This is a genomic window from Agromyces lapidis, from assembly GCF_009749405.1.
GTDB lineage: Bacteria > Actinomycetota > Actinomycetes > Actinomycetales > Microbacteriaceae > Agromyces > Agromyces lapidis.
The window spans coordinates 305240-328950 of record NZ_WBIQ01000001.1; the positions used below are offsets into that span (position 1 = coordinate 305240).

Below are 23711 nucleotides of genomic sequence, written 5' to 3' on the forward strand. Positions count from 1 at the left end.
ATCCCTCGCCTCATCTGCAACGGGGGAGCAACATGACCGAGACGGATGCGATCGACTGGCAGGGCCTGCGCGAGCGCGCCCGGGAGGCGATGGCGAAGGCCTACGTGCCGTACTCCGAGTTCCCGGTGGGCGCCGCGGCGATCGTCGAGGACGGCCGCATCGTGAGCGGCTGCAACGTCGAGAACGCCTCGTACGGCGTCACGCTCTGCGCGGAGTGCTCGCTCGTGTCGGCGCTCATCATGTCGGGCGGCGGCAAGCTCGTCGCCTTCACGTGCGTCGACGGCCACGGCGCGACGCTCATGCCGTGCGGGCGCTGCCGACAGCTGCTGTACGAGCACTCGGCTGAAGGCATGGTGCTCGACACCGTGTCGGGCCTGAAGACCATCGACGAGGTGCTGCCCGACGCGTTCGGCCCGCGCCAGCTCGCAGAATTCCGAGGAGAAGCATGACCACCGCCATCGAGCCCTTCGACGCCGTCGATCTGATCCGCGCCAAGCGCGACCGTCGCGAGCTCACCTCGCCCGAGATCGCCTGGCTCGTCGATGCCTACACCCGCGGCTACGTGGCCGACGAGCAGATGTCGGCCATGACCATGGCGATCTTCCTCAACGGCATGACCCGCCGCGAGATCCGCGACCTGACGATGGCGATGATCGCCTCGGGCGAGCGCATGGACTTCTCGGGCCTCGGCAAGCCGACGAGCGACAAGCACTCCACGGGCGGCGTGGGCGACAAGATCACCCTGCCGCTGATGCCCCTCGTCGCGACCTTCGGCGTCGCGGTGCCGCAGCTCTCGGGGCGCGGGCTCGGCCACACGGGCGGCACGCTCGACAAGCTCGAGTCGATTCCGGGGTGGCGCGCCGACCTCACGAACGACGAGATGTTCGCGCAGCTGCGCGACGTCGGCGGCGTGATCTGCGCCGCTGGCGCCGGCCTCGCCCCGGCCGACAAGAAGCTCTACGCGCTTCGCGACATCACTGGCACGGTCGAGGCGATCCCGCTGATCGCCTCGTCGATCATGTCGAAGAAGATCGCCGAGGGCACGGGCGCGCTGGTGCTCGACGTGAAGTTCGGATCGGGTGCCTTCCTGCAGGACATCGAGCGCTCGCGCGAGCTCGCCCGCACGATGGTCGAGCTCGGCGAGGACGCCGGGGTCGCGACGAGCGCGCTCATCACCAACATGAACGTGCCGCTCGGTCTCACCATCGGCAACGCCAACGAGGTGCGCGAGTCGGTCGAGGTGCTCGCCGGCGGCGGCCCCGCCGACGTGCGCGAGCTCACGGTCGAGCTCGCCCGCGAGATGCTCGCCCTCGCGGGGCGGCCCGACGTCGATGTCGAGGCCGCGCTCGACGACGGTCGCGCTATGGACACCTGGCGGCGCTCGATCATCGCCCAGGGCGGCGACCCCGACGCGGCCCTGCCCGTCGCGCGCGAGCAGCACGTCGTGACCGCCGAGCGCGACGGCGTGCTCGTCGAGCAGCAGGCGCTGCCCTTCGGCATCGCGGCGTGGCGCCTCGGCGCGGGCCGCGCGCGCAAGCAGGACCCGGTGCAGCACGCGGCCGGCATCGAGCTGCACGCGAAGCCCGGCGACGCCGTGCGTGCGGGCCAGCCGCTGTTCACGCTGCACGCCGACGAACCCGCCCGGTTCGAGCGGGCGCTCGAGGCCGTCGAGGGCGCCTGGCGCATCGGCGACGCCGGCGAGCCGGTCGAGGACGGCGGCCCCCTCATCGCCGACCGCATCGGGCGCTGACGGCCGCGGCACTGGGGGTGCTGCGTCGCGAGACGCGCCAGGCTTCGAGATTGCCGAGACTTCGCGGCAGTCGCGCCGCTATCGTTGTCACGTGAACACCAATTCGACGGAGTACCGGCTCGAGGGCGACGGCGCGAGCATTCAGTCCCTGCCCAAGATCTCGCTGCACGACCACCTCGACGGCGGACTGCGGCCGCAGACGCTCATCGAGCTCGCCGATGAGCAGGGGCTCGAGGTGCCGGCGGCCGACGCCGACGGCCTCGCCGCCTGGTTCACCGAGCAGTCGAACTCGGGCTCGCTCGTCGAGTACCTGAAGACGTTCGACCTCACGACGGCGGTCATGCAGACCCGCGCCGGCCTCGCGCGCATCGCGCGCGAGTTCGTGCACGATCTCGCCGCCGACGGCGTCATCTACGGAGAGATCCGGTGGGCGCCCGAACAGCACCTCGCTCGCGGGCTCACGCTCGACGAGGCGGTCGAGGCCGTGCAGGAGGGCCTCGAACAGGGCGCCGACGACGTGCGGCACCAGGGCGGGGGCATCCGCACCGGGCAGCTGATCACCGCGATGCGCCACGCCGACCGCGGGCTCGAGATCGCCGAGCTCGCCGTGCGCCACCGCGACCGCGGCGTGGTCGGCTTCGACATCGCGGGCGCCGAGGCCGGATTCCCGGCGAGCCGGCACCGCACCGCATTCGACTACCTCGCGAGCCAATTCATGCCGGTCACGGTGCACGCCGGCGAGGCCGACGGCCTCGAGTCCATCCGCAGCGCGCTCTTCGACGGCCGCGCGCTCCGGCTCGGCCACGGCGTCCGCATCGCCGAAGACCTCCTCATCGAACGCCAAGACGACGAGAACACCTACGTCTCACTCGGCCCGGTCGCCCAGTGGGTGCGCGACCGCGAGATCGCCCTCGAGACGAGCCCCTCGTCGAACCTGCAGACCGGGGCGATCACCGCGTGGGGCGACGAACTCGTCGACCACCCCTTCGATCTGCTCTACCAGCTCGGCTTCCGGGTGACGGTGAACACCGACAACCGGCTCCAGTCGGGCACGAGCCTCACGCGCGAGCTCGCGCTCCTCAGCGACGCCTTCGGCTACGACCTCGACGACCTCGAGACGTTCCAGCTCAATGCGGCGGCAGCGGCGTTCCTGCCGCTCGACGACCGCGACGAGCTCGCCGAGCTCATTCAAGACGGCTTCGACGAAGCCTGACGACGCTGCCGACGGCGGATGCCACGTGCCTCCGCCGTCCGCGCCGCCGCCCCTGAACGGACCCGCAATGAACCTCCCTCCCCTTCCCGACGAGGCCGTCGTCATCGGCGCGCACGCCGCCGACTGGCGCAGTGCCGTGCGCGAGGCCGGGCGGGCGCTGACCCGCTCGGGCGCGACCCGATCGGACTACGCCGACCGCATGATCGCGGTCATCGAGGAGTTCGGGGCCTACGTCGTCATCGCGCCCGGGCTCGCGCTCGCGCACGCCCGGCCGGGGCGCGACGTGCTCCGCGAGGGACTCGCGGTCGTGACGCTCGCCGAGCCGGTCGCCTTCGGGCACCCGCACAACGACCCGGTGCGCGTCGTCGTCGGCCTCGCGGTCGCGAACGCGGAGGAGCACGTCGCCTCGGTCGCGAACCTCGCTAACGTCTTCAACGATGCCGGCGCGGTCGGCCGTCTCGCACACGCGCGCGACGCGACGGAGATCCGTGGACTGCTCGGCATCGAAGGAGGCGCGGCATGAAGATCATCGCCGTGTGCGGAGTCGGAATCGGCACCTCGGCCATCCTCAAGGTCAATGCCGAACGCGCCCTCGAACGCCTCGAGCTCACCGCCGACATCGATGCGAGCGACCTCGCCGGCATCGCCGTCGCCGCGGCCGATGCCCAGGTGATCCTCACCTCGAGCGAACTCGCGCCGGCGGTGCGTCAGGCCATCGGGCGGAGCTTCGCCGAGGTGGTCGAGGTGACGAACTACTTCGACGTCGACGAGATCTCGCGGCTTCTCGAGCGCTCGCTCGGCTGACCCGCGCTCGCCGAACGCGCTCGCCCGCGCTGAGCACGCCTCTCCGACCGCGCCACCTGCGCGCCCTCCGCGCCAGTTGACGTGGCGCGGGCGACGCGCAAGTGGCGCGCCCACGGCTGCCGAGCCGGCCGGGTTCGGCGCCTGCGGCGCGCCGCTACGCGACCAGTTCGCGCATGCCCGCCTCGAGCGTGGCGATCGTGGCCGTCGCCAGGGCCCGGCGCTCGGCGACCGTGCCCTGCTCCGAGACGGCGTCGAGGTAGACCTTGAGCTTCGGCTCGGTGCCGCTCGGGCGCACCATCACGCGGGCCCCGCCCTCGAGCACGATGCGCAGCACGTCGGACGGCGGGAGTCCGCCGAATCCGTCGGCGAGGTCCTCGATGCGCTCCACCCGGATGCCGCCGACCGAGGCCGGCGGTTCTGCGCGCAGGCGCGACATGACCGCGCCGATGCGCGAGAGGTCGGTGACGCGGATCGAGACCTGGCCGGAGGCGTGGCATCCGAAGCGCTCGACGAACTCGTCGAGGTGATCGGCGATCGTCTTGCCCTCGGCCTTCAGCTCGGCCGCGAGCGAGAGGAACGCGGCCGCGGCCGAGATCCCGTCCTTGTCGCGAACCACCCCGGGGTTCACGAGATAGCCGAGCGCCTCCTCGAAGCCGAAGACGAGGCCGGGCGCCCGTGAGATCCACTTGAAGCCGGTGAGCGTCGCCTCGAAGTCGAGCCCGTAGGCGCGCGCGACCGCCTCGAGGCCGGGGGAGGAGACGATCGAGCAGGCGAGCGACCCCGACGGGCCGGCGTCGCCCGAGACCTCGGCGGCGCGGCGCGCGGCGAGCCAGCCGAGCGTCAGGCCGACCTCGTTGCCGGTGAGCCTGCGGTAGCCCGCGCCGCCGGGCGCGGCGGCATCGGGGATCGCGACCGCGAGCCGGTCGGCGTCGGGGTCGTTCGCGACGACCAGTTCGGCGTCGACCTCGCGGGCGCGCTCGAACGACAGGTCCATCGCCCCCGGCTCCTCGGGGTTCGGGAAGGAGACCGTCGGGAATGCGGCGTCGGGCGCGATCTGCGCCTCGACGAGCGCGGGGGCGTCGAATCCGGCGGTCTCGAGCACGCGCGCCGCGGTCTCCCAGCCGACGCCGTGCATCGCCGTGTAGACGACGCGGGGCTGCGCCGCTGGGGCGCCGGGTGCGGCGCTCTCGGCGGTCAGGCGCACGTACTCGTCGACGACCTCCTCGCCGGCGGTCTCGAACGAGGCGCGTGGCAGGGCGGGCACGGTCGCGGTCGACGCGACGTGCAGGATGTGCGCGGCGATCTCGGCGTCGGCGGGGGCGACGATCTGCGAACCGTGGTGCTCGCCGCCGAGGTACACCTTGTAGCCGTTGTCGTTCGGCGGGTTGTGCGAGGCGGTCACCATGATGCCCGCAGAAGTGTCGAAGTGGCGCACGGCGAAGGCCAGCACGGGGGTCGGCAGCAGGCGCGGAAGCAGGATGGCGCGGACGCCCGCGCCCGCCATCAGCTCGGCCGAGTCGCGCGCGAAGACCGCCGAGTTCTTGCGCCCGTCGTAGCCGATGACCACCGACGGCGTCGTACCCGGCTCGGCATGCTCGAGCAGGTACGCGGCGAGCCCGGCCGCCGCCTGTGCGACGAGCACCCGGTTCATGCGGTTCGGGCCCGCGGCGATCTCGCCGCGGAGCCCGGCGGTGCCGAAGGCGAGGCGCGAGTCGAAGCGGTCGGCGAGGTCGGCGGATGCCTCGGCGTCGCCGCCGCGCACGGATTCGACGATCGAGGCGAGCTCCTCGCGGGTCTCGGGGTCGGGGTCCTGGGCGATCCAGGCCTCGGCGAGGGCGACGCGCTCGGCGTCGCGGGCATCGGGTTCGTGCGACATCCCTCGGTCCTTCCTGCGGCCGGCGCTCAGAGCGCGGCGACGATCTTCGCGAGCAGTGCGCTGATCACGGGCTCGGCGGCCTGGCCGGCCTCGATCACCTCGGCGTGGCTCAGCGGGGTCTGCTGGATGCCGGCGGCGAGGTTCGTGATGAGCGACATGCCGAGCACCTCCATGCCGGCCTGACGGGCGGCGATCGCCTCGAGCGCGGTCGACATGCCGACGATGTGCCCGCCGATGGTCTTCGCCATCTGCACCTCGGCGGGGGTCTCGTAGTGCGGGCCGCGGAACTGGCAGTACACGCCCTCGTCGAGCCCGGGGTCGATCGAGTGCGCGAGGTCGCGCAGCCGCTGCGAGTACAGGTCGGTGAGGTCGACGAAGGTCGCGCCCTCGAGCGGCGAGTCGGCCGTGAGGTTGATGTGGTCGCTGATCAGCACGGGAGTGCCGGGCGTCCAGTGCTCCTTGATGCCGCCGGCGCCGTTCGTGAGGATCATCGTCGTCGCGCCCGCGGCGGCCGCGGTGCGCACCGAGTGCACGACCCGGCGCACGCCGTGGCCCTCGTAGTAGTGGGTGCGCGCGCCGATCACGAGCGCGCGCTTGCCCGAGGGCAGCAGCACGGAGCGCAGGGTGCCCACGTGGCCCTCGAGCGCGGGCTTCGAGAATCCCGGCACGTCGGTCGCGGCGAGCGTGTGGGTCGTCTCGCCGATGAGCTCGGCGGCGCGGCCCCAGCCGCTGCCGAGCGTCAGTGCGACGTCGTGGCGGGGGACGCCGGTGAGCTCGGCGATCTTCGCGGCGGCGGCGGCCGCCACCTCGAAGGGGTCGGCGGTGGGGTCGTCCAGCGGGTTCGCATCGTGCATGCCACCACTCTAGAACGCGTCGGATGCTTCGGCACGAGGCTGCTCATGTGCTGGCCGCGCCCGTGAAACTGGCAGAATGTGAGCATGTCCTACGAGTTCGAGCGCACGCAACGGATCGCCGTCCTCGGAGGAGGCCCCGGCGGGTACGAGGCCGCCCTCGCCGCCGCGCAGCTCGGCGCCGAGGTCACCCTGATCGAACGTGCCGGCGTCGGCGGTTCGGCGGTGCTCACCGATGTGGTCCCTTCGAAGTCGCTCATCGCGACCGCCGAGGCGTCGAACGCCGTGAAGGAGGCCGCCGATCTCGGCGTGCAGTTCTACGCCAAGGGCGACTCCGAGAAGGCCGTGAAGCCGAACGTCGCGATCAACCTCGCCGCCGTGAACAAGCGGCTCCTCGGCCTCGCGGCGCAGCAGTCCGAGGACATGCGCTCGAACCTCATCGATGCGGGCGTCCACCTCGTGCACGGCGAGGGTCGCCTCGACGGCCCGAACGCCGTCATCGTCGCGACCGCGAAGGGCGGCACTGACTTCGACCGGATCGAGGCCGACACGCTCGTGCTCTCGGTCGGCGCGACCCCCCGCGTGCTGCCGACCGCCGTCCCCGACGGCGAACGCATCCTCACGTGGACCCAGCTGTACTCGCTCCAGCAGGTGCCCGAGCACCTCATCGTCGTCGGCTCGGGCGTCACCGGTGCCGAGTTCGCCTCGGCATACCGCGCGCTCGGCGCCAAGGTCACCCTCATCTCGAGCCGCGACCAGGTGCTTCCGGGCGAAGACGCGGACGCGGCATCCGTGATCGAGAAGGTCTTCAAGCGCAACGGCATGAAGGTGCTCAACAAGTCGCGCGCCGAGTCCGTCGTGCGCGACGGCGACTCCGTCGTCGCGACGCTCAGCGACGGCCGCGAGGTACGGGGCTCGCACTGCCTGATGGCCGTCGGTTCGGTGCCGAACACCCGCGACATCGGCCTCGAGCAGGCCGGTGTGCAGCTGGCGGAGTCGGGCCACATCCGGGTGAACCGGGTCGCACGCACCTCGATCCCGAACATCTACGCGGCGGGCGACTGCACGACCTTCATGCCGCTCGCCTCGGTCGCCTCGATGCAGGGACGCACGGCCGTGTTCCACGCGATGGGCGATATCGTGAACCCGCCCGAGAACCGCAACATCACCTCGAACATCTTCACGCAGCCCGAGATCGCGACGGTCGGGTGGACGCAGAAGGAGATCGAGGAGGGCGTCGTGCCGGGCGTCGTCTACAAGCTCCCGCTCTCGTCGAACCCGCGCGCGAAGATGATGGGCATCCGCGAGGGCTTCGTGAAACTCTTCGCCTCGAGCGGCTCGGGGTCGATCATCGGCGGCGTCATCGTCGCGCCGAAGGCCTCCGAGCTCATCTTCCCGCTCGCGCTCGCGGTCGAGCACCGGCTCACGGTCGACCAGTTCGCCGAGGCGTTCCCGGTGTATCCGTCGCTCAGCGGCTCGCTGACGGATGCCGCGAGGGCCATGCACGTCGTACGCTGAGGTGATCGAGTGCCGCGGGGGCGGTGCCGAACCCAGGGGGTCGCGATGAAGCTGCGAGTGAAATCCGTCGAGGCGTCGATCGCCGACTCCCACGACGAGGAGCGCAGCCTCAAGCGCTCGCTCGGCACGTGGGATCTCGCCCTCATGGGCATCGCGGTCGCCGTCGGCGCCGGCATCTTCTCGGTCGGAGCGCAGGCGGCCGCCAACTTCGCCGGGCCGAGCGTGATCATCTCGTTCGTGCTCGCAGCCGTCACGTGCGGTCTCGCGATCATGTGCTACGCCGAGTTCGCCTCGACCGTGCCGGTCGCCGGCAGCGCGTACACCTTCACCTACGCGACGATGGGCGAGCTCCTCGCCTGGATCATCGGGTGGGATCTGATCCTGGAGCTCTTCACCGCCGCGGCGGTGCTCGCGAAGTACTGGGGCGTCTACCTCGGCGAGGCGCTGCTCGCCTTCGGCCTGCCGTTCCCGTCCACCTTCCAGATCGGCGGGCTCGAGGTCAGCTGGCCCGCCTTCCTGATCGTGGCGGTCTTCACGGCGCTCCTCGTCGCCGGCACGAAGCTCACGGCCCGGGTCGGTGCGGTCTTCACGATCATCAAGGTCGCGATCGTGCTCTTCGTGATCGTCGTCGGCTTCTTCTTCGTGAAGGCGGCGAACTTCACGCCCTTCATCCCCGAGGCGTTGCCGACCGAGGGCGGCGCCACCGACGTGTGGACCCAGTCGCTGTTCTCCTGGGCGACCGGCGCCGCGCCCGCGCAGTACGGCGTGTTCGGCATGCTCGCCGCGGCGGCCCTCGTGTTCTTCGCCTTCATCGGCTTCGACGTCGTCGCCACGAGCGCCGAGGAGGTGCGGGAACCTCAGCGCACCCTGCCCCGCGGCATCTTCATCGGGCTCGGCATCGTGACGCTGCTCTACGTGCTCGTCTCGATCGTGATGACCGGCATGGTGTCGTACCGCGAGCTCGCCGAGGAGGAGACGCCGTCGCTCGCGACCGCCTTCCGCCTCGTCGGGCAGGACTGGGCGTCGGCCGTGATCTCGCTCGGTGCGCTGGCCGGCCTCACGACGGTGATCATGATCATCCTGCTCGGACTCTCCCGCATCGTGTTCGCGCTGAGCCGCGACGGCCTCCTGCCCCGGTGGCTGTCGAAGACGACGGAGCGCACGAAGACCCCCGCCCGCGTCCAGATCATCGCGGGCACCGTGGTGGCGTTCGTCGCCGCGTTCACCGACGTCGGCCTGCTGGAGGAGATGATCAACATCGGCACGCTCTCGGCGTTCGTGCTCGTGTCGATCGGCATCGTGGTGCTGCGGCGCACCCGGCCCGACCTGCCGCGCGGCTTCAAGGTGCCGTTCTCCCCGGTGCTGCCGATCCTCTCGGCGGCGCTCTGCCTCTGGCTGATGTTCAACCTGACGACGCTCACCTGGGTGCGGTTCCTCGTGTGGCTCGCGATCGGCATCGTCATCTACCTCCTCTACGGCCGCCGCCACTCGCGGATGGCCGGAAGCGTCAGCGAGGTCGAGGTTCCGACCGCGCAGGGCACCTGACCGAGCAAGGCTGTCAACAGCGTTGACAACTCCGTTTCCGGATCGATAGTCTCCGAGGAATCGGGTCGGTCGCATCGAGGAGCGCCGTGACCACCCCCACCGGTGACGATGAGGTTCCAGGAGGCGGCGATGTCCCATGCGCGCGAGACCGACACGATGACGGAGACCGAAGGCGGGGGAGTGCGCCCCACGCGGCGCGCAGTGCTCGGCCTGGGTGCGGCGGGCGCCGCGTCGCTCGTGCTGACCGCCGGCGTCCTTCCGCCGGATCCCGTGACCGGGTCCGACCACCGGATGTGGGACGCGATCGTGCTCGGCGCCGGTGCATCCGGCCTGGGCGCGGCGCGCACCCTCGCCGACGCGGGCCGACGCGTGCTCCTGCTCGAGGCGCGCGACCGCATCGGCGGGCGCATGTGGACCGACCGCACGAGCATGTCGATCCCGGTCGAACGCGGCGCCGAACTCGTGCACGGCAGCCGCGCCTCGACGTGGGAGCTCATCGACGCAGAAGGCATCGCGACGCGGCGCCAGCAGTCGATCTGGGGACGGCTCGCACCCGGGACCCCCTGGCTCGACGGGTCGACGTACGCCTCGCTGAAGTTCCCGCTCGGCGCCCCGGCCGCGCCGCTGCCCGACCCCGAGCCCGGCGAGACGGCATCGGCCTGGCTCACGAGGGCGGGGATCCCGCGCGAGAACTACCCGATCCTGCTCGCCGCGATCGAGGTCGACTCCGAGCAGTTCGACGTGCTGCCCGCCGAGTGGGTCGTCGACACGGTCGCGTGGGCGATCGCCGAGCAGGACGTTCCGGCGTCGACGCCGTTCGAGGAGCCCTACGACGACCACCGCGTCATCGGCGGTTACGACCAGGTGCTGCGCCCGCTCGCCGCAGGGCTGCCGATCCGCCTCGGCACGCGGGTGCACACCGTCGAGCACCGCGCGGGCAGGGTCGACGTGCACACGAGCCGGGGCAGCTACCAGGCGAAGACCCTCGTCGTCGCCCTGCCCGGCGGTGTACTGAAGCACGGCGACGTGACCTTCGACCCGCCGCTCCCGGCCGACCGGCGGGACGGCTTCCAGGAGATCGAGTACCTGCCGGTGTTCAAGGGCATCCTCGAGTTCGCCGCGCCGGTGCTGCCGGAGGACCACGCGGTGCCGCGCGCGTGGGACGTGATGACGACCTTCTCGACGCAGCCGCCGAGCCTCTGGAACGCCTCCATCGGCACACCCGGGTACTCCGGCGAGATCGCCGTCGCCTGGGCGACCGGCGGGGTCGCGCAGGAGCTGCTCGACCTGCCTGAGCCCGATCGACTCGCGGCCGCGCTCGACAACGTGCGGACCGCCGTGGGCGACGGCGGCCTCCAGCCCGTCCACGCCTCGACGTACGACTGGTCGGAGGACGAGTTCGCCCGGGGCGCCTACCCGGGCCCGTTCTCGCGTCGCACGGGCCTCAACGGACCGATCGCCGACACGGTCTTCTGGGCCGGCATGGTCACGAGCACGATCCACTCCTCGCGCAACTCGGGCATCACGGCCGCAAGGCAGGCGCTCGCCGCGCTCGCTGCGCGCTGAACGGGCCGAACCCGCGCAGGCCACGGAACGACGGAACGGGGCGACGCGAGCGATGATCGCTCGCGACGCCCCGTTCGGCGGTCGGCGTCAGGCGTCGGCGATCGAGAGCAGCAGGTGCCCGCTCGAGACGGTCGCGCCGGCTTCGGCGTTCACCGCGCCGATCACGCCGTCCTTGTGGGCGACGATCGGCTGCTCCATCTTCATGGCCTCGAGCACGAGCACGAGATCGCCCTTGACGACCTTGTCGCCCTCGGCGACGGCGACCTTCACGACCGTCGCCTGCATCGGCGCCTTCACGGCGTCGCCGGTGCCGGTGTCGACGGCGTGCGATCCGGTGCGCCGGCGCGGCGCGGGGCCGGCGGTGCGCGATGAGGCGGATGCTCCGCCCGCGAGCCGCTTCGGAAGGCTGACCTCGATGCGGCGCCCGGCGACCTCGACGACGACGTTCGTGCGCGCTGCCGGGCCGGTGGTCTCCTCGAGCTCGCCCGACCACGGCTCGAGCCGGTTGTCGTACTCGGTCTCGATCCAGCGCGTGTAGATCGAGAACGGTGCATCGCCCTCGGGCGCGAACGCGGGGTTGTTCACGATGTCGCGATGGAAGGGCAGCACGGTCGGAAGCCCGGCGACCTCGAACTCGTCGAGGGCGCGGCGGGCGCGCGAGAGCGCCTCTTCGCGGTCCTTGCCGGTGACGATGAGCTTCGCGAGCAGCGAGTCGAACGCGCCCGAGATCTCGTCGCCGCTCGTCACGCCCGAATCGACGCGGATGCCGGGGCCGCCCGGGAAGCGGAGCTGGTGGATCGGGCCCGGTGCGGGGAGGAAGCCCCGGCCCGGGTCCTCGCCGTTGATGCGGAACTCGATCGAGTGGCCGACCGTTTCGGGGTCGGCGTAGTCGAGCACGCCGCCCTCGGCGAGACGGAACTGCTCGCGCACGAGGTCGAGGCCGGTGACCTCCTCGGAGACGGGGTGCTCGACCTGGAGGCGCGTGTTCACCTCGAGGAAGGAGACCGTGCCGTCCTGGCCGATGAGGAACTCGCAGGTGCCGGCACCGACGTAGCCGACCTCCTTGAGGATCGCCTTCGACGATTCGTACAGCGCCGAGCGCTGCGCCTCGCTGAGGAACGGCGCCGGCGCCTCCTCGACGAGCTTCTGGTGGCGGCGCTGCAGCGAGCAGTCGCGGGTCGAGACGACGACGACGTTGCCGTGCTGGTCGGCGAGGCACTGGGTCTCGACGTGGCGCGGCTTGTCGAGGTACTTCTCGACGAAGCACTCGCCGCGGCCGAACGCGGCGACCGCCTCGCGGGTGGCCGAGTCGAAGAGTTCGGGCACCTCCTCGCGGGTGCGGGCGACCTTGAGGCCGCGGCCGCCGCCGCCGAAGGCGGCCTTGATCGCCACGGGCAGGCCGTGGACGTCGACGAACTCGAGCACTTCCGAGGCATCCGCGACGGGGTTGAGGGTGCCGGGCGCGAGCGGGGCGCCGACCTTCTCGGCCACGTGCCGTGCGGAGACCTTGTCGCCGAGACGCTCGATCGCCTCGGGCGAGGGGCCGATCCAGATCAGGCCTGCATCGATGACGGCGCGCGCGAAGTCGGGGTTCTCGGCGAGGAAGCCGTAGCCGGGGTGCACGGCGTCGGCGCCCGAGCGGCGGGCGACCGAGAGGATCTTGTCGATGACGAGGTAGGTCTCGGCGCTCGTGGTGCCGTCGAGGGCGTACGCCTCGTCGGCGAGTCGCACGTGGCGGGCGTCGCGGTCCTGGTCGGCGTAGACGGCGACAGAGCCGATGCCGGCGTCGCGAGCGGCGCGGATCACGCGGACGGCGATCTCTCCACGGTTGGCGATGAGGACCTTGGTGATACGCGGCATAGTTCCCAAGCCTATTGCGCACGGCGGCCCTGACTTTGGGCGACCTCCACAAAATGAATGGATGTCTCTTGCGGCAGACGACAATCGCGGGGTCACCCCGCGGCGGCACCGCCCCGGTTCCAGAGCGAGGTCCAGTCGACGCCGAGCTCGCGCACGAGGTCGCGCAGCGTGGAGAGCGACAGCCCGACGACCGTCGATGGGTCGCCCTCGACGCGGCGGATGAACGGACCGCCGAGACTGTCGACGGTGAACGCGCCGGCGACGAGCAGCGGCTCGCCGGTCGCGATGTACGCGTCGATCTCGGCTTCGTCGAGGGCCGCGAAGCGCACCGTCGCCATGTCGGCCCGGCCGACCGCGCCGCGCACCTCGCCGCCGCGGTGGTCGATCAGCCAGTGCCCCGACCAGAGGTCGCCGTGGCCGCCGTTCTGGGCGAGCCAGCGCGTCTTCGCCACGTCGGGCGTGTGCGGCTTGCCGTGGATCGACCCGCCGGTGAGGAACGCCGAATCGCCGCCGAGGATGAGCCCGTCGATCTCGTCGCCGCCGGGTCTGGCGCCGATGAGCGCCTCGGCCTTGGCCCGGGCGAGCAGCTGCACCATCTCAGGGGCCTCGAGCCGGCCCGAGACCGCCTCGTGTGCCGCCACCGCCGCCGCCTCGTCGACGCCCGGTGCAACGGCGATCGGTTCGATGCCGGCTGCACGCAGGGTCTGGAGGCGTGCCGGAGAGGTCGAGGCGAGATAGAGGCGCATCACCCCATCCTGCACGCACCCAGGGCGGCTGTGGAATGCTCGAAGCATGGTGAATCCCGATCGTCGACGCCGCAGCTCCGCGCGCCGTCCCGCCCGTGCGCAGGGCGCCGCACCCCGCCCGGCCCGCCCCGCACCCGCCGAGCCGCGGCTCGACGGCCCCGTGCTCGAACTCGACGTCGAACGGATCGCCCACGGCGGCGTCGCCGTCGCCCGCCACGAGGGGCGGGTCGTCTTCGTCGCCGACGCCATCCCGGGCGAGCGGGTGCGCGCCCGGGTCACCGACACCGGCAAGGCCAAGTTCTGGCGCGCAGAGACCCTCGAGGTGCTCGACGCCTCGCCCGATCGGCGTGAGCACCCCTGGGCCGAGGCCGGGGTCGACCGCGCCCCCGAGCACCGTGCGGGCGGCGCCGAGTTCGGTCACATCGCCATGTCGCGCCAGCGCGCGCTGAAGGCCGAGGTGCTCGTCGACGCGCTCGCTCGCTTCGGCGGCGTCGAGCGGGCCGTCGAGGTCGAGGCCGTCGATCCGGCGCTCGCGCCCGGCGCCGACCCCGAGCTCGGCACCGGATGGCGCACCCGGCTCCGGCTGCAGGTCGACGCCGAGGGCCGCGTCGGCCCGTACGCGGCACGCAGCCACCGGGTCGTGCCCGTGGCATCCGTGCCGCTCGCCGTGCCCGAGCTCGCCCCGCTCGCCCCCGTCGACGAGCGCTTCGCCGGCGCCCGGTCGGTCGACCTCGTCGCCCCCTCGCTCGGCAACCCGTGGGTCGTCGTCGACACCGGCGAGGCGACGCGGGGCGGTCGCACCCAGCGCATCGAGGAGCAGGTCGGCGACCGCGTCTTCCGGCTCGACCGCGGGGGCTTCTGGCAGGTGCACCGCGGTGCGGCCGCGACCCTGAGCGCCGCCGTGCAAGACCTTGTGCACGACGAGCTCTTCGATCCGCGCGCCGCGAACCACGACCTCTACGGCGGCGTGGGCCTGCTCGCCGCCGCGATCGGCGATCGATTCGGCGACACGGTGCGCATCACCTCCGTCGAGTCCGACGCGCGCGCCACCGAGCACGCGGGCACGAACCTCGCCGACTGGGTCGGAGCGCGTGCGGTCACCGGCCGGGTCGATCGCTATCTCGACGAGCTCGCCGCCGCCGCGAGCCCCTCCGAGCGCGAGCGGCTGCGTGCCGCGACCATCGTGCTCGACCCGCCGCGCTCGGGCGCCGGTCGCCAGGTCGTCGAACGTCTGGCCGCCCTCGCCCCGCGGCAACTCGTCTACGTCGCGTGCGACCCGGTCGCACTCGCCCGCGACGTCGGCATCTTCGCCGAGCACGGCTACCGGCTCGACGCCGTCCGGGCCTTCGACCTCTTTCCGAACACCCATCATGTCGAGGCGGTCGCGCGTCTGACCGCTATCGTGTGATTCGGGAAGGGGGGCCTGTGACGGACGACGTGCAGACGACGAAGGCCGTGGCGACAGTCGCGATCGTCGACGACCACGAAGCGGTGCGCCTCGGCCTGCGCGCGGCGTGCGAGGCCGCGGGCTACGAGGTCATGGCCGACGCGGCCGACGTGGCCGAACTGCTGCCGGTGATCGAGGCGCGGCGGTGCGACGTGGTCGTGCTCGACCTCTCGCTCGGCGACGGCACCACCGTGACCGAGAACGTGCGCGCGGTGCTCGCGACCGGCAGTGCGGTGCTCGTGCACAGCATCGCCGACCGCGTCGCGGCGGTGCGCGAATCGCTCGCCGCGGGCGCAGCGGGCGTGATCCCGAAGGCCTCGCCGATGTCCGCCGTGATCGGCGCGATCGCGACGGTCGCAGGCGGCGGGGTGCTCACGAACGTCGAATGGGCGAGCGCGATCGAAGCCGACCGCGAGTTCGCGAAGGCGCAGCTCGGGCGGCGCGAGCGCGACGTCCTGCATCTCTACGCCTCCGGGCTCCCGTTGAAGGCGGTCGCGATGCAGCTCGGCATCGCCCACTCCACGGCGCGCGAGTACCTCGACCGGATCCGGGCGAAGTACGTCGAGATCGGCCGCCCGGCGCCGACGAAGGTCGACCTGCTGCGGCGCGCCGTCGAAGACGGCATCCTCCCGGGTCTCGACGCCGAGAGCGGAGATGGCCGCCGCTGAATGGCGGGTGCCCCGCCTTCCGCAGCGCAAGCCCGCGGTGACGCGTGCGCAGATCGAGACGATCGTCGCACGCGCGCTCGGCGTCGTGGGGCTCGTCTTCGGGGCGCAGTCGCTGCCGCTCGCGCTCGACCAGGCTGACGCCCTCGGCGTCGGCGCGGGCGCGGCGCTCATGGCGGCGCTGTTCGGCGGGATCGCCGCGCTCGCCGTCGCCACGGTCGCGAAGGTCGCCGTGCGCGCCGCGTGTCTCGTCTTCGCCGGGTTCTACGTCGCAGGGCTGGCGATCTGGCCGCTGCTCGTCAGCGACCCCGCTGCGCTCGACGGCGCGGCGCCCTGGCTGTACTACCTGTGCACCGTCGCCACGACCTGCGCCGCAGTGGCGCTCCCGCCGGTCTGGGCGGCCGCCTACACCTTCATCGTGCCCGCCATGTACGGCGTCATCCGCTTGACCCCGTCGGGAGGTCAGGCGCCGCCCCTGCTCGCGGTGCTCGACGCGCTCTACGCGGTCGTGCTCGGCGTCGTCGTGCTCGCGATCATCACGATGCTGCGCGAGGCCGCCTCGGCGGTCGACGCCGCCCAGGAGGCCGCGCTCGAACGCTACGACCTCGTCGCTCGGCAGCACGCGACCGAGACGGAGCGCGTCAAGGTCGACGCGCTCGTGCACGACAGCGTGCTGACGACCCTGCTCTCGGCGGCATCGGCGAGGAGCGAGGGCGAAGAACGGCTCGCGGCCAGGATGGCGAGGGACGCCCTGCACCGGCTCGACGAGGCCGGGGCGAGCGGCCCGCGCGCCTTCGATCGGGTCGGGCTGTCGGTGCTCGTGCGACGCCTCCGCGCCGCCCTGACGACGTTCAACACGAACTTCGCGGTCAGGGTCGTGAACGCCGGTGGCGTCGAACTGCCGGTCGAGGTCGTCGACGCGCTCTACACGGCGTCGGTGCAGGCGATGGTCAACAGCGTGCAGCACGCGGAGGAGCCGGGGCGACGTGCCCGGCGCGAGATCCGGATCAGGGGAGTGCGCGCGGGGGGGCTGCGTCATCGAGATCGCCGACAACGGCGTCGGATTCGATCCGGGCCGTGTGCCGAGCGAGCGGCTGGGGCTCCGCGTCTCGATCGAGGAGCGGATCGCGAACGTCGGCGGCAACTCGGAGATCGCCTCACGGCCCGGCCACGGCACGACCGTGACGCTCGCGTGGCCGGCCGGTGCGCTCGGCGGCGACCCCGGGGCGTTCGGTGGGGCGTCGGGCGTGGCGCCTGCGGCGGGAGGCGACGCATGATCACCATCCCGCGGTGGCTCCTCCTCGTGCTCGGCGCGCTCTTCTCCGCCTACCACGTCGTCCTCGGCGTCTACTCGCTCGAAGTGCCCGATTCGCCGTGGCCGACCGTGGTCGCGCTCGTGCTGTACACCGCGGCGACGGTCGCGAGCCTCTGGCCGGCCCGCCGGGTGCGGATGCCCGATTGGCTCGCCGCCTTCGACCTGGCGGTGAGCATCGTGCTGCCCCTCCTCGTCACGAGCCAGCTCGACCCGTCCGCGGACAACGGCTACGCGACCTGGTACGTCGCGGCGGTCGGCACGCTCATGACGATCGCCGCCGCCCGACGCCGACTGGTCACGGCCTGGGTCGGCGTCATCGCGCTCGCCGTGCAGACCGCGCTGTGGGCGGGTCCGCTCGCGCTCGGCTCGCTCGGGGTCATCGGCAGTCTCGTCTGGGTCGCGATCGCCCATATGCTCACGAGTGCCCTCACGAACGCCGGCCGCGAGACGCGACGGTACGCGCAGGCCGAGCGGGAGGCCGCCGCGTGGCAGGCGGCGCAGGACGCCCACCTCTTCGAGGGGCGGATGCGGCTCGCGCACACGAACCGCGTCGCCGCGCCGATGCTGCGCCGCATCGCCGACCGCGACGGTCGGCTCGACGAGCGGCAGCGGGCGGAGTGCCGGCTGCTCGAGGCGACGATCCGCGACGAGATCCGCGGGCGGATGCTGCTCACCGACGTCGTGCGCGCCGAGGTGCAGCGGGCCCGTCAGCGCGGGGTGATCGTCACCCTGCTCGACGAGGGCGGGATCGACGATCTCGACGAGGCCGCGCGCGACCGGGTGCTCTCCCGGCTCGCCGAGGCCATCGCGGCGTCGACCGCCGACCGCCTGATCGCGCGCACGGCGGCGGAGGGCTCTCCCACCGCGGTCACCGTCGTCGGGCTCGTCGGTGCCGTGGACGACGAGGGCGCGGCGTCCGGCGACACCGAGGACCTCGAGGTCGAGCTGTGGCTCGAGATCCCGCGCGCGCTCGGGGCGTGAGGTTTCGGACGAGGGTCTCGAGCAGCGGGAGCGAACGGCGCGCGGATGCGCGAACGCCGGGCATGAGGAAGGGGGACCGATCCCCGACCGGTCCCCCTTCAAGCCCGAGCCACGGCGACAACCCGAATATCGCCCTGGCTCGCCCCCAACAGTCACCGGTTACCCGACCGATGACAGTGGCGACTCCTGTGGAGCCTGCAAGATCAATACTGCTCGTTCGAGCACGGTCCGCATAGTCAGCATTTCGGGGGACATCCGTGTCCCCCACGTGATCGACCCGCGCCAGTGGCGGCGCGAGCGGCCGTCCCGAGCGTGTTCGTTCTCAGCGAAACGGGGGACAGCGACGCAGCGCACCACAGCGCGCGGCGGTGCCGGGCCGCGGCAGGGCAGCGCACCGCGGTGCCGTGCACCGCAGGGGCAGCACACCTCAGGCGGTGCGCCTCAGGCGGTGCGCCTCAACGGAGCGAGGCGACCCAGCGGCCCGGGCCCACCTCGACGGGCCTGCGGATCGCGCCGCCGCTGCGCACCCACGCGTTGCGGCCAGGCGCGACCTCGTCGGCCTCGGGCACCTCGGCATCGGCGGCGGCGAGGAGGACCGCGGTGACCGCGGCGGTCTCCTCGTCGCTCACCGAACGGGAGAGGATGCGCAGCTCGGCTGCGCGCGGGTCGCCTGAGGCGCCCTCGGCGGCCACCTCGGGAACGCGGGATTCGTCGTGTGCAGACATGGTCGCCGCCCTACAGCGGGATGTTCCCGTGCTTCTTCGCGGGCAGGCTCGCCCGCTTGGTGCGCAGCGCCCGCAGCGCCTTCACGACGGCGACGCGGGTCGCCGCGGGCTCGATGACGCCGTCGAGCTCGCCGCGCTCGGCCGCGAGGAACGGCGAGGCCACGTTGTACGTGTATTCGTTCGCGAGCTTCGTGCGCACGGCCGCGACGTCCTCGCCCGCCTCCTCGGCGCGCTTGATCTCGCCGCGGTAGAGGATGTTCACGGCGCCCTGGCCACCCATCACCGCGATCTCGGCCGTCGGCCACGCGAGGTTGATGTCGGCGCCGAGCTGCTTCGAGCCCATCACGATGTACGCGCCGCCGTAGGCCTTGCGGGTGATGACGGTGACGAGCGGCACCGTCGCCTCGGCGTAGGCGTACAGCAGCTTCGCGCCGCGGCGGATCACGCCCGTCCACTCCTGGTCGGTGCCGGGCAGGTAGCCGGGCACGTCGACGAGGGTGAGGATCGGGATGGAGAACGCGTCGCAGAAGCGCACGAACCGCGACGCCTTCTCGCCTGCGGCGATGTTCAGCGTGCCCGCCATCTGCGAGGGCTGGTTCGCGATGATGCCGACCGTGCGTCCCTCGACGCGGGCGAAGCCGACGACGATGTTCGGGGCGTAGAGCGGCTGCACCTCGAGGAAGTCGCCGTGGTCGACGATGCCCTCGATGACGGTGTGCATGTCGTACGGCTGGTTCGGGGAGTCGGGGATGACCGTGTTCAGACGCTTGTCGTCGTCGGTGATCTCGAGCTCGACCTCGGCGTCGTACACCGGGGCATCCGTCATGTTGTTGTCGGGAAGGAACGAGACGAGCGTGCGCGCGTAGTCGAGCGCATCGGACTCGTCGCTCGCGAGGTAGTGCGCCACTCCCGAGACCGTGTTGTGGGTGAGCGCGCCGCCGAGCTCCTCCATGCCGACGTCCTCGCCGGTGACCGTCTTGATGACGTCGGGGCCGGTGACGAACATCTGGCTCGTCTTGTCGACCATGATCACGAAGTCGGTGAGCGCGGGGGAGTAGACCGCGCCGCCCGCGGCCGGGCCGCAGATGATCGAGATCTGGGGGATCACGCCCGAGGCCTGCGTGTTGCGGCGGAAGATCTCGCCGTACTTGCCGAGCGCGACGACGCCCTCCTGGATGCGGGCGCCGCCCGAGTCGAGGATGCCGATGATCGGCACGCCGGTCTTCAGCGCGAGCTCCATGACCTTGATGATCTTCTCGCCGGCGACCTCGCCGAGCGAGCCGCCGAAGATCGTGAAGTCCTGCGAGTACACGGCGACCTGCCGACCGTGGATCGTGCCGGTGCCCGTGACGACGGCGTCGCCGTAGGGGCGCTTCGCGTCCATGCCGAAGGCGTGCGTGCGGTGGCGCACGAACTCGTCGAGCTCGACGAAGGAGCCCGGGTCGAGCAGCTCGGCGATGCGCTCGCGCGCCGTCATCTTGCCCTTGGCATGCTGCTTCTCGATCGCCGCCTCACCCGATGCGGTCACCGCTTCGTGGTAGCGCAGCTTGAGGTCGGCCAGCTTGCCGGCGGTGGTGGAGAGGTCGGGGCCGTCAGTCGCTTCGGTCACGCCGTTCACTCTACCGGCGAGCATCCGGCCGACTTCGTTGATGGTTTCCTACAAATCCATCCGCGAGTTGGCCGACTTCGTACAAAGCCGTCCGTGGCTAGGGTGGTCGGCATGGAATGGGAGCGATCGCGCGCGGCGGTGCCGCGCTTCGAGTTCCTCGCCGAGGCGGGGTCGACGAACGACGAGCTGCGCGAGGCGGCCACCGGTGCGGATGCCTCGGGCTGGCCCCACGGCGCGGTGATCGCGACCGACAACCAGACGAGGGGCCGCGGCCGGCTCGGCCGCACCTGGCTCGCCCCCACCGGCAAGACCCTCGCGATCTCGATGCTGCTCCGACCCGAGCTGCCGGGCGGCCTGCCGTTCCCCGCGTCGGGCTACGGCTGGATCCCGCTCATCGCCGGCGCCGCGATGACCGAGGCCGTGCGGGGCGCCGTCGACACGGCCGCCGCCGTCCGCGCGGCGGCCGACCCCGAGCACGACGACGACGATCGGAGCGGCGTCGTCGACGTCGAGCTCAAGTGGCCGAACGACGTGCTCGTCTCGGGCTACAAGATCTGCGGCATCCTCTCGGAGCTGCTGCAGGCGCCCGAGGGCGACGCCCCCGGCGCGGTCGTCGTCGGCGCCGGGCTCAACCTCACCCTCGACGAGCACGACCTGCCGACCCTCACCTCGACCTCGCTGCTGCTCGCCACCGGGGTGCGCCCCGACGGCGACGCGGTGCTCGCCGACTACCTCACGCGGTTCCTCGGCATCTTCGACGACTTCTGCGCCGCAGGCGCCGACCCCGTGGCATCCGGGGTCGACCGCCGGGTCGCCGCGCTCTGCGGCACCCTCGGCGGCGAGGTTCGCGTCGAGCTGCCCGGCGACCGCGAACTGCTCGGGCGTGCCGAACGGCTCGACGCCGACGGCCGGCTCGTCGTCATCGATCGGGAGAACGGCGAACCCTGGTCTGTCGCCGCGGGCGACGTGACCCACCTGCGGTATTAATGGGCGTATGACGAGAGCCGACGCGTCTGCCGCCGCGCCGACCGCCCCGCCGGCGGAGCGCGTGGTCGCGCGCCTGCGACGGCACGCTCGCGTGCTGATCCTGCCCGTGATCCTGCTCGTCGCGGTCGCCGCGGGCGCCGGGTACGCGGTGGGGTTCGTGAGCGAGCTCTGGCAACTGCTCGCCCTCCTCGGGGGCGCGCTCCTCGTCGTGGTGCTCGGCTGCCTGCTGCCGTACCTGTCGTGGCTCACCGGCCGCACGACCATCACGACGCGGCGCATCATCATGCGCCGCGGCGTCTTCGTGCGCGTGCGCAACGAGGTCGCCCACGCCCGGATCCGCGAGGTGAGCGTCCGCAAGACGCCGGGGCAGAGCATGTTCGGCTCCGGGGACGTGCGCATCGACGTCGGCCAGGAGCATCCCGTCGTCCTCCGCGACCTTCCCAAGCCGCAGCTCGTGCAGGGCGCGCTCCACGAACTCATGGAGTCCGTGCAGGGGGCCGCGATGCGCGGGCCCGTCGCCGCGACCATGCTCGACGGCGACACGGTCGCGTGGGGCGGACGCTGACCGGAACGGACGCCGAGCCCGACCCGGCCGCGGAACCCCGCCGGAGCGCGTAAAGTTGTCCGTCGGTTCTCGCACGCCCCCGAGTGCGAGCCGCGCGACGAGAGGTTCCCCTTTGGGCGACGAATGCATCCACGGTTTCGATGACGGCCTCTGCGCCACGTGCTTCCCCCCGAAGGAGCCCGAGCAGAAGCCCACGGCGACCGCACCGGTCCGCGGTTCGACTCGCGGCAGCGCCCGGACGGCGACCGCCTCCACGCGCACCGCCTCCTCGGGTGCCGGCCGCGCAGCGCCGACGCTCACGGGCCGGCCGCTGACGGCGCCCCCCGTCGAGGTCGGCACCATCCGCATCTACCACGTCACCCACCTCGACAACCTCGGCCGCATCCTCGGCGCAGGGGCGATCCTCTCCGACGCGGGCGGGGCGAACCCCGTCGTCGACGTCGCGGCCCCCGCCGTCCGCGAGTTCCGCAGGCAGCAGTCGGTCCCCGGTGTCGACGCGACCCTCGCCGACTACGTGCCCTTCCTGCTCACGCCCGATGCGCTCGTCTGGGACGCCGTGCGCACCGCCAGCCCCGACCCGCGCCTCCGCGACGACGCCGTGCTCCGGCCCGCGGCCGACCACGTCATCCTCGTCGGCTCCGTCGCCGCGGCCCGCGGGGCGCTCACCGAGCCCGGCGCCGTCCTCGTCAGCGACACCGACGCCGCGCTCCCCGGCGCCGAGCTCGCGATCGAGTGGGCCGACGTCGAGCGACTGCTGCGCCGCCTCGTGCACGCCGACGAGACCACCCGCCTCCGCACGGCCGAGTTCCTCGCCCGCGGCGAGGTGCCGCTCGAGCGCATCGCGCTCATCGCCGTCGGCAACGACAAGGTGCGCGACCGGGTGCGGGCCGCGCTCGCCGCGGTCGGCGTCCGTGCGAAGGTCGCGGTCTATCCGCCGTGGTTCCAGCCGGCCGAGCTCGAGCTCGACGGCGACTGACCCCTACGGCCGGCCCGCCTTCGTCGAGGGGCCGGGCTCGCGCGACCGCGCGACCGCGTCGGGCTCGGGGGCGGATGCCTCGGGGGTGGGGCCTGCGGCGTCGTCGGGCGCCGGGGCATCCGGCTCTTCGAAGAGGGTGCGCTGGGCCTCCTCCACGCGCGCGAGCGTCGACAGGCCGTCGGAGCGGTGGTGCCCGAACACCCAGTACCGGTACAGCAGGAAGCGGAACGCCGTGCCGAGACCCAGGCCGACGACGTTGGTGGCGATGTTGTCGGCGAGGAGCGTGGTGTAGCCGAGCAGGTGGTGGCTGATCCACAGGCAGGCGAGCGAGATCGCCATGCCGCCGAGCGAGACGACCGCGTACTCGGCGAACTCGCGCACGTAGTTGCGGCGCCGGTGCCTGCGGAAGGTCCAGTACCGGTTGCCGAGCCAGTTGAACACGATCGCGACGCTCGTCGAGATCGTCTTCGCGCCGATCGCCGACTGGGCCCACGTGTCGTCGCCCGCGAGCCCGAGCCGCAGGGCGTTGAAGAGCACGACGTCGATGACGAGGCCGATGAGGCCGACGACACCGAACTTCACCGCGTAGGCGAGGAGCCCGTGCCACAGGCGGGCGACGGCCTCGGTGAGGCGAGCGGGTGCATCGGTGGACACCGACACATCCTATTCCTCGCCGCCTAGACTGGACTGGGCGTCGTTCGGGCGCAGACGA

Annotated in this window: 21 protein-coding genes; 14 read left to right on the top strand and 7 right to left on the bottom strand. The window is 72.3% G+C overall.

What is annotated here, in order from left to right:
• Window positions 1-32: 32 nt before the first annotated feature.
• The 5 genes from GQQ93_RS01310 (at window position 33) to GQQ93_RS01330 (ending at window position 3767) form a co-directional block, all read left to right on the top strand.
• Window positions 33-449, top strand: a complete 417-nt coding sequence (locus GQQ93_RS01310) for a cytidine deaminase (RefSeq protein WP_157422412.1) — start codon at window positions 33-35, stop codon at window positions 447-449.
• Window positions 446-1750, top strand: coding sequence for a thymidine phosphorylase (locus GQQ93_RS01315; protein ID WP_157422413.1), 1305 nt, complete (start codon window positions 446-448; stop codon window positions 1748-1750). The genes GQQ93_RS01310 and GQQ93_RS01315 overlap by 4 nt, the downstream gene beginning before the upstream one ends.
• Window positions 1751-1841: 91 nt before the next feature.
• Window positions 1842-2963, top strand: coding sequence for an adenosine deaminase (locus GQQ93_RS01320; protein WP_157422414.1), 1122 nt, complete (start codon window positions 1842-1844; stop codon window positions 2961-2963).
• A gap of 67 nt (window positions 2964-3030) precedes the next feature.
• Window positions 3031-3486, top strand: a complete 456-nt coding sequence (locus tag GQQ93_RS01325; RefSeq protein WP_157422415.1) for a PTS sugar transporter subunit IIA — start codon at window positions 3031-3033, stop codon at window positions 3484-3486.
• Window positions 3483-3767: a PTS sugar transporter subunit IIB gene (locus GQQ93_RS01330; RefSeq protein WP_157422416.1), complete on the top strand. Its 285-nt coding sequence runs from the start codon at window positions 3483-3485 to the stop codon at window positions 3765-3767. Before GQQ93_RS01325 ends, GQQ93_RS01330 begins: the two co-directional genes overlap by 4 nt.
• A 154-nt stretch (window positions 3768-3921) precedes the next feature.
• Here GQQ93_RS01330 and GQQ93_RS01335 read toward each other — a convergent pair whose 3' ends face one another.
• Window positions 3922-5643, bottom strand: coding sequence for a phospho-sugar mutase (locus GQQ93_RS01335; protein ID WP_157422417.1), 1722 nt, complete (start codon window positions 5641-5643; stop codon window positions 3922-3924).
• 26 nt (window positions 5644-5669) lie between these two features.
• On the bottom strand, window positions 5670-6497 hold the full coding sequence (locus GQQ93_RS01340; RefSeq protein ID WP_157422418.1) for a purine-nucleoside phosphorylase: 828 nt from the start codon (window positions 6495-6497) through the stop codon (window positions 5670-5672).
• An 84-nt stretch (window positions 6498-6581) separates the two neighbouring features.
• Between GQQ93_RS01340 and GQQ93_RS01345 the strand changes: the two genes are divergently transcribed.
• From GQQ93_RS01345 to GQQ93_RS01355, 3 genes are all read left to right on the top strand, one after another.
• A complete protein-coding gene (locus GQQ93_RS01345) occupies window positions 6582-8012 on the top strand; it encodes an NAD(P)H-quinone dehydrogenase (protein ID WP_157422419.1) in 1431 nt (476 codons plus the stop codon).
• A gap of 45 nt (window positions 8013-8057) precedes the next feature.
• Window positions 8058-9557: an APC family permease gene (locus GQQ93_RS01350; protein ID WP_157422420.1), complete on the top strand. Its 1500-nt coding sequence runs from the start codon at window positions 8058-8060 to the stop codon at window positions 9555-9557.
• Window positions 9558-9686: 129 nt separating this feature from the next.
• Complete coding sequence (locus GQQ93_RS01355; protein ID WP_170296088.1) at window positions 9687-11123, top strand: flavin monoamine oxidase family protein; 1437 nt, start codon at window positions 9687-9689, stop codon at window positions 11121-11123.
• Between the two features lie 87 nt (window positions 11124-11210).
• On the opposite strand, the gene GQQ93_RS01360 is transcribed toward GQQ93_RS01355, so the two are convergent.
• Window positions 11211-12983, bottom strand: coding sequence for an acetyl/propionyl/methylcrotonyl-CoA carboxylase subunit alpha (locus GQQ93_RS01360; protein WP_157422422.1), 1773 nt, complete (start codon window positions 12981-12983; stop codon window positions 11211-11213).
• A 92-nt stretch (window positions 12984-13075) separates the two neighbouring features.
• Window positions 13076-13729, bottom strand: coding sequence for a Maf family protein (locus tag GQQ93_RS01365; protein WP_157422423.1), 654 nt, complete (start codon window positions 13727-13729; stop codon window positions 13076-13078).
• A 46-nt stretch (window positions 13730-13775) separates the two neighbouring features.
• Between GQQ93_RS01365 and GQQ93_RS01370 the strand changes: the two genes are divergently transcribed.
• Genes GQQ93_RS01370 through GQQ93_RS17995 form a run of 3 tightly spaced genes read left to right on the top strand, consistent with a single transcriptional unit; the run spans window position 13776 to window position 18137 of the window.
• On the top strand, window positions 13776-15137 hold the full coding sequence (locus GQQ93_RS01370) for a class I SAM-dependent RNA methyltransferase (protein WP_157422424.1): 1362 nt from the start codon (window positions 13776-13778) through the stop codon (window positions 15135-15137).
• A 47-nt stretch (window positions 15138-15184) separates the two neighbouring features.
• Window positions 15185-15844 carry a response regulator transcription factor gene (locus GQQ93_RS01375; protein ID WP_157422775.1) on the top strand — a complete coding sequence of 220 codons (660 nt, stop codon included), beginning with the start codon at window positions 15185-15187 and terminating at the stop codon, window positions 15842-15844.
• Window positions 15831-18137, top strand: a complete 2307-nt coding sequence (locus tag GQQ93_RS17995) for a hypothetical protein (RefSeq protein WP_246191987.1) — start codon at window positions 15831-15833, stop codon at window positions 18135-18137. The genes GQQ93_RS01375 and GQQ93_RS17995 overlap by 14 nt, the downstream gene beginning before the upstream one ends.
• Window positions 18138-18592: 455 nt before the next feature.
• Here the strand turns inward: GQQ93_RS17995 and GQQ93_RS01385 are convergent, their stop codons facing one another.
• The gene (locus tag GQQ93_RS01385) at window positions 18593-18862 is read right to left on the bottom strand and encodes an acyl-CoA carboxylase epsilon subunit (RefSeq protein WP_157422425.1); all 270 of its coding nucleotides are present in this window, start codon (window positions 18860-18862) and stop codon (window positions 18593-18595) included.
• A 10-nt stretch (window positions 18863-18872) separates the two neighbouring features.
• Window positions 18873-20471: an acyl-CoA carboxylase subunit beta gene (locus GQQ93_RS01390; protein WP_246191988.1), complete on the bottom strand. Its 1599-nt coding sequence runs from the start codon at window positions 20469-20471 to the stop codon at window positions 18873-18875.
• 111 nt (window positions 20472-20582) lie between these two features.
• Between GQQ93_RS01390 and GQQ93_RS01395 the strand changes: the two genes are divergently transcribed.
• From GQQ93_RS01395 to GQQ93_RS01405, 3 genes are all read left to right on the top strand, one after another.
• Window positions 20583-21458 (top strand): biotin--[acetyl-CoA-carboxylase] ligase, encoded by an 876-nt coding sequence (locus GQQ93_RS01395; protein ID WP_157422427.1) that lies wholly within the window; start codon window positions 20583-20585, stop codon window positions 21456-21458.
• A 7-nt stretch (window positions 21459-21465) separates the two neighbouring features.
• Window positions 21466-22023 (top strand): PH domain-containing protein, encoded by a 558-nt coding sequence (locus GQQ93_RS01400; RefSeq protein ID WP_157422428.1) that lies wholly within the window; start codon window positions 21466-21468, stop codon window positions 22021-22023.
• A gap of 112 nt (window positions 22024-22135) precedes the next feature.
• Window positions 22136-22999 (top strand): DarT ssDNA thymidine ADP-ribosyltransferase family protein, encoded by an 864-nt coding sequence (locus tag GQQ93_RS01405; protein WP_170296089.1) that lies wholly within the window; start codon window positions 22136-22138, stop codon window positions 22997-22999.
• A gap of 3 nt (window positions 23000-23002) precedes the next feature.
• On the opposite strand, the gene GQQ93_RS01410 is transcribed toward GQQ93_RS01405, so the two are convergent.
• On the bottom strand, window positions 23003-23653 hold the full coding sequence (locus GQQ93_RS01410; RefSeq protein ID WP_246191990.1) for a GtrA family protein: 651 nt from the start codon (window positions 23651-23653) through the stop codon (window positions 23003-23005).
• Between the last annotated feature and the right edge of the window lie 58 nt (window positions 23654-23711).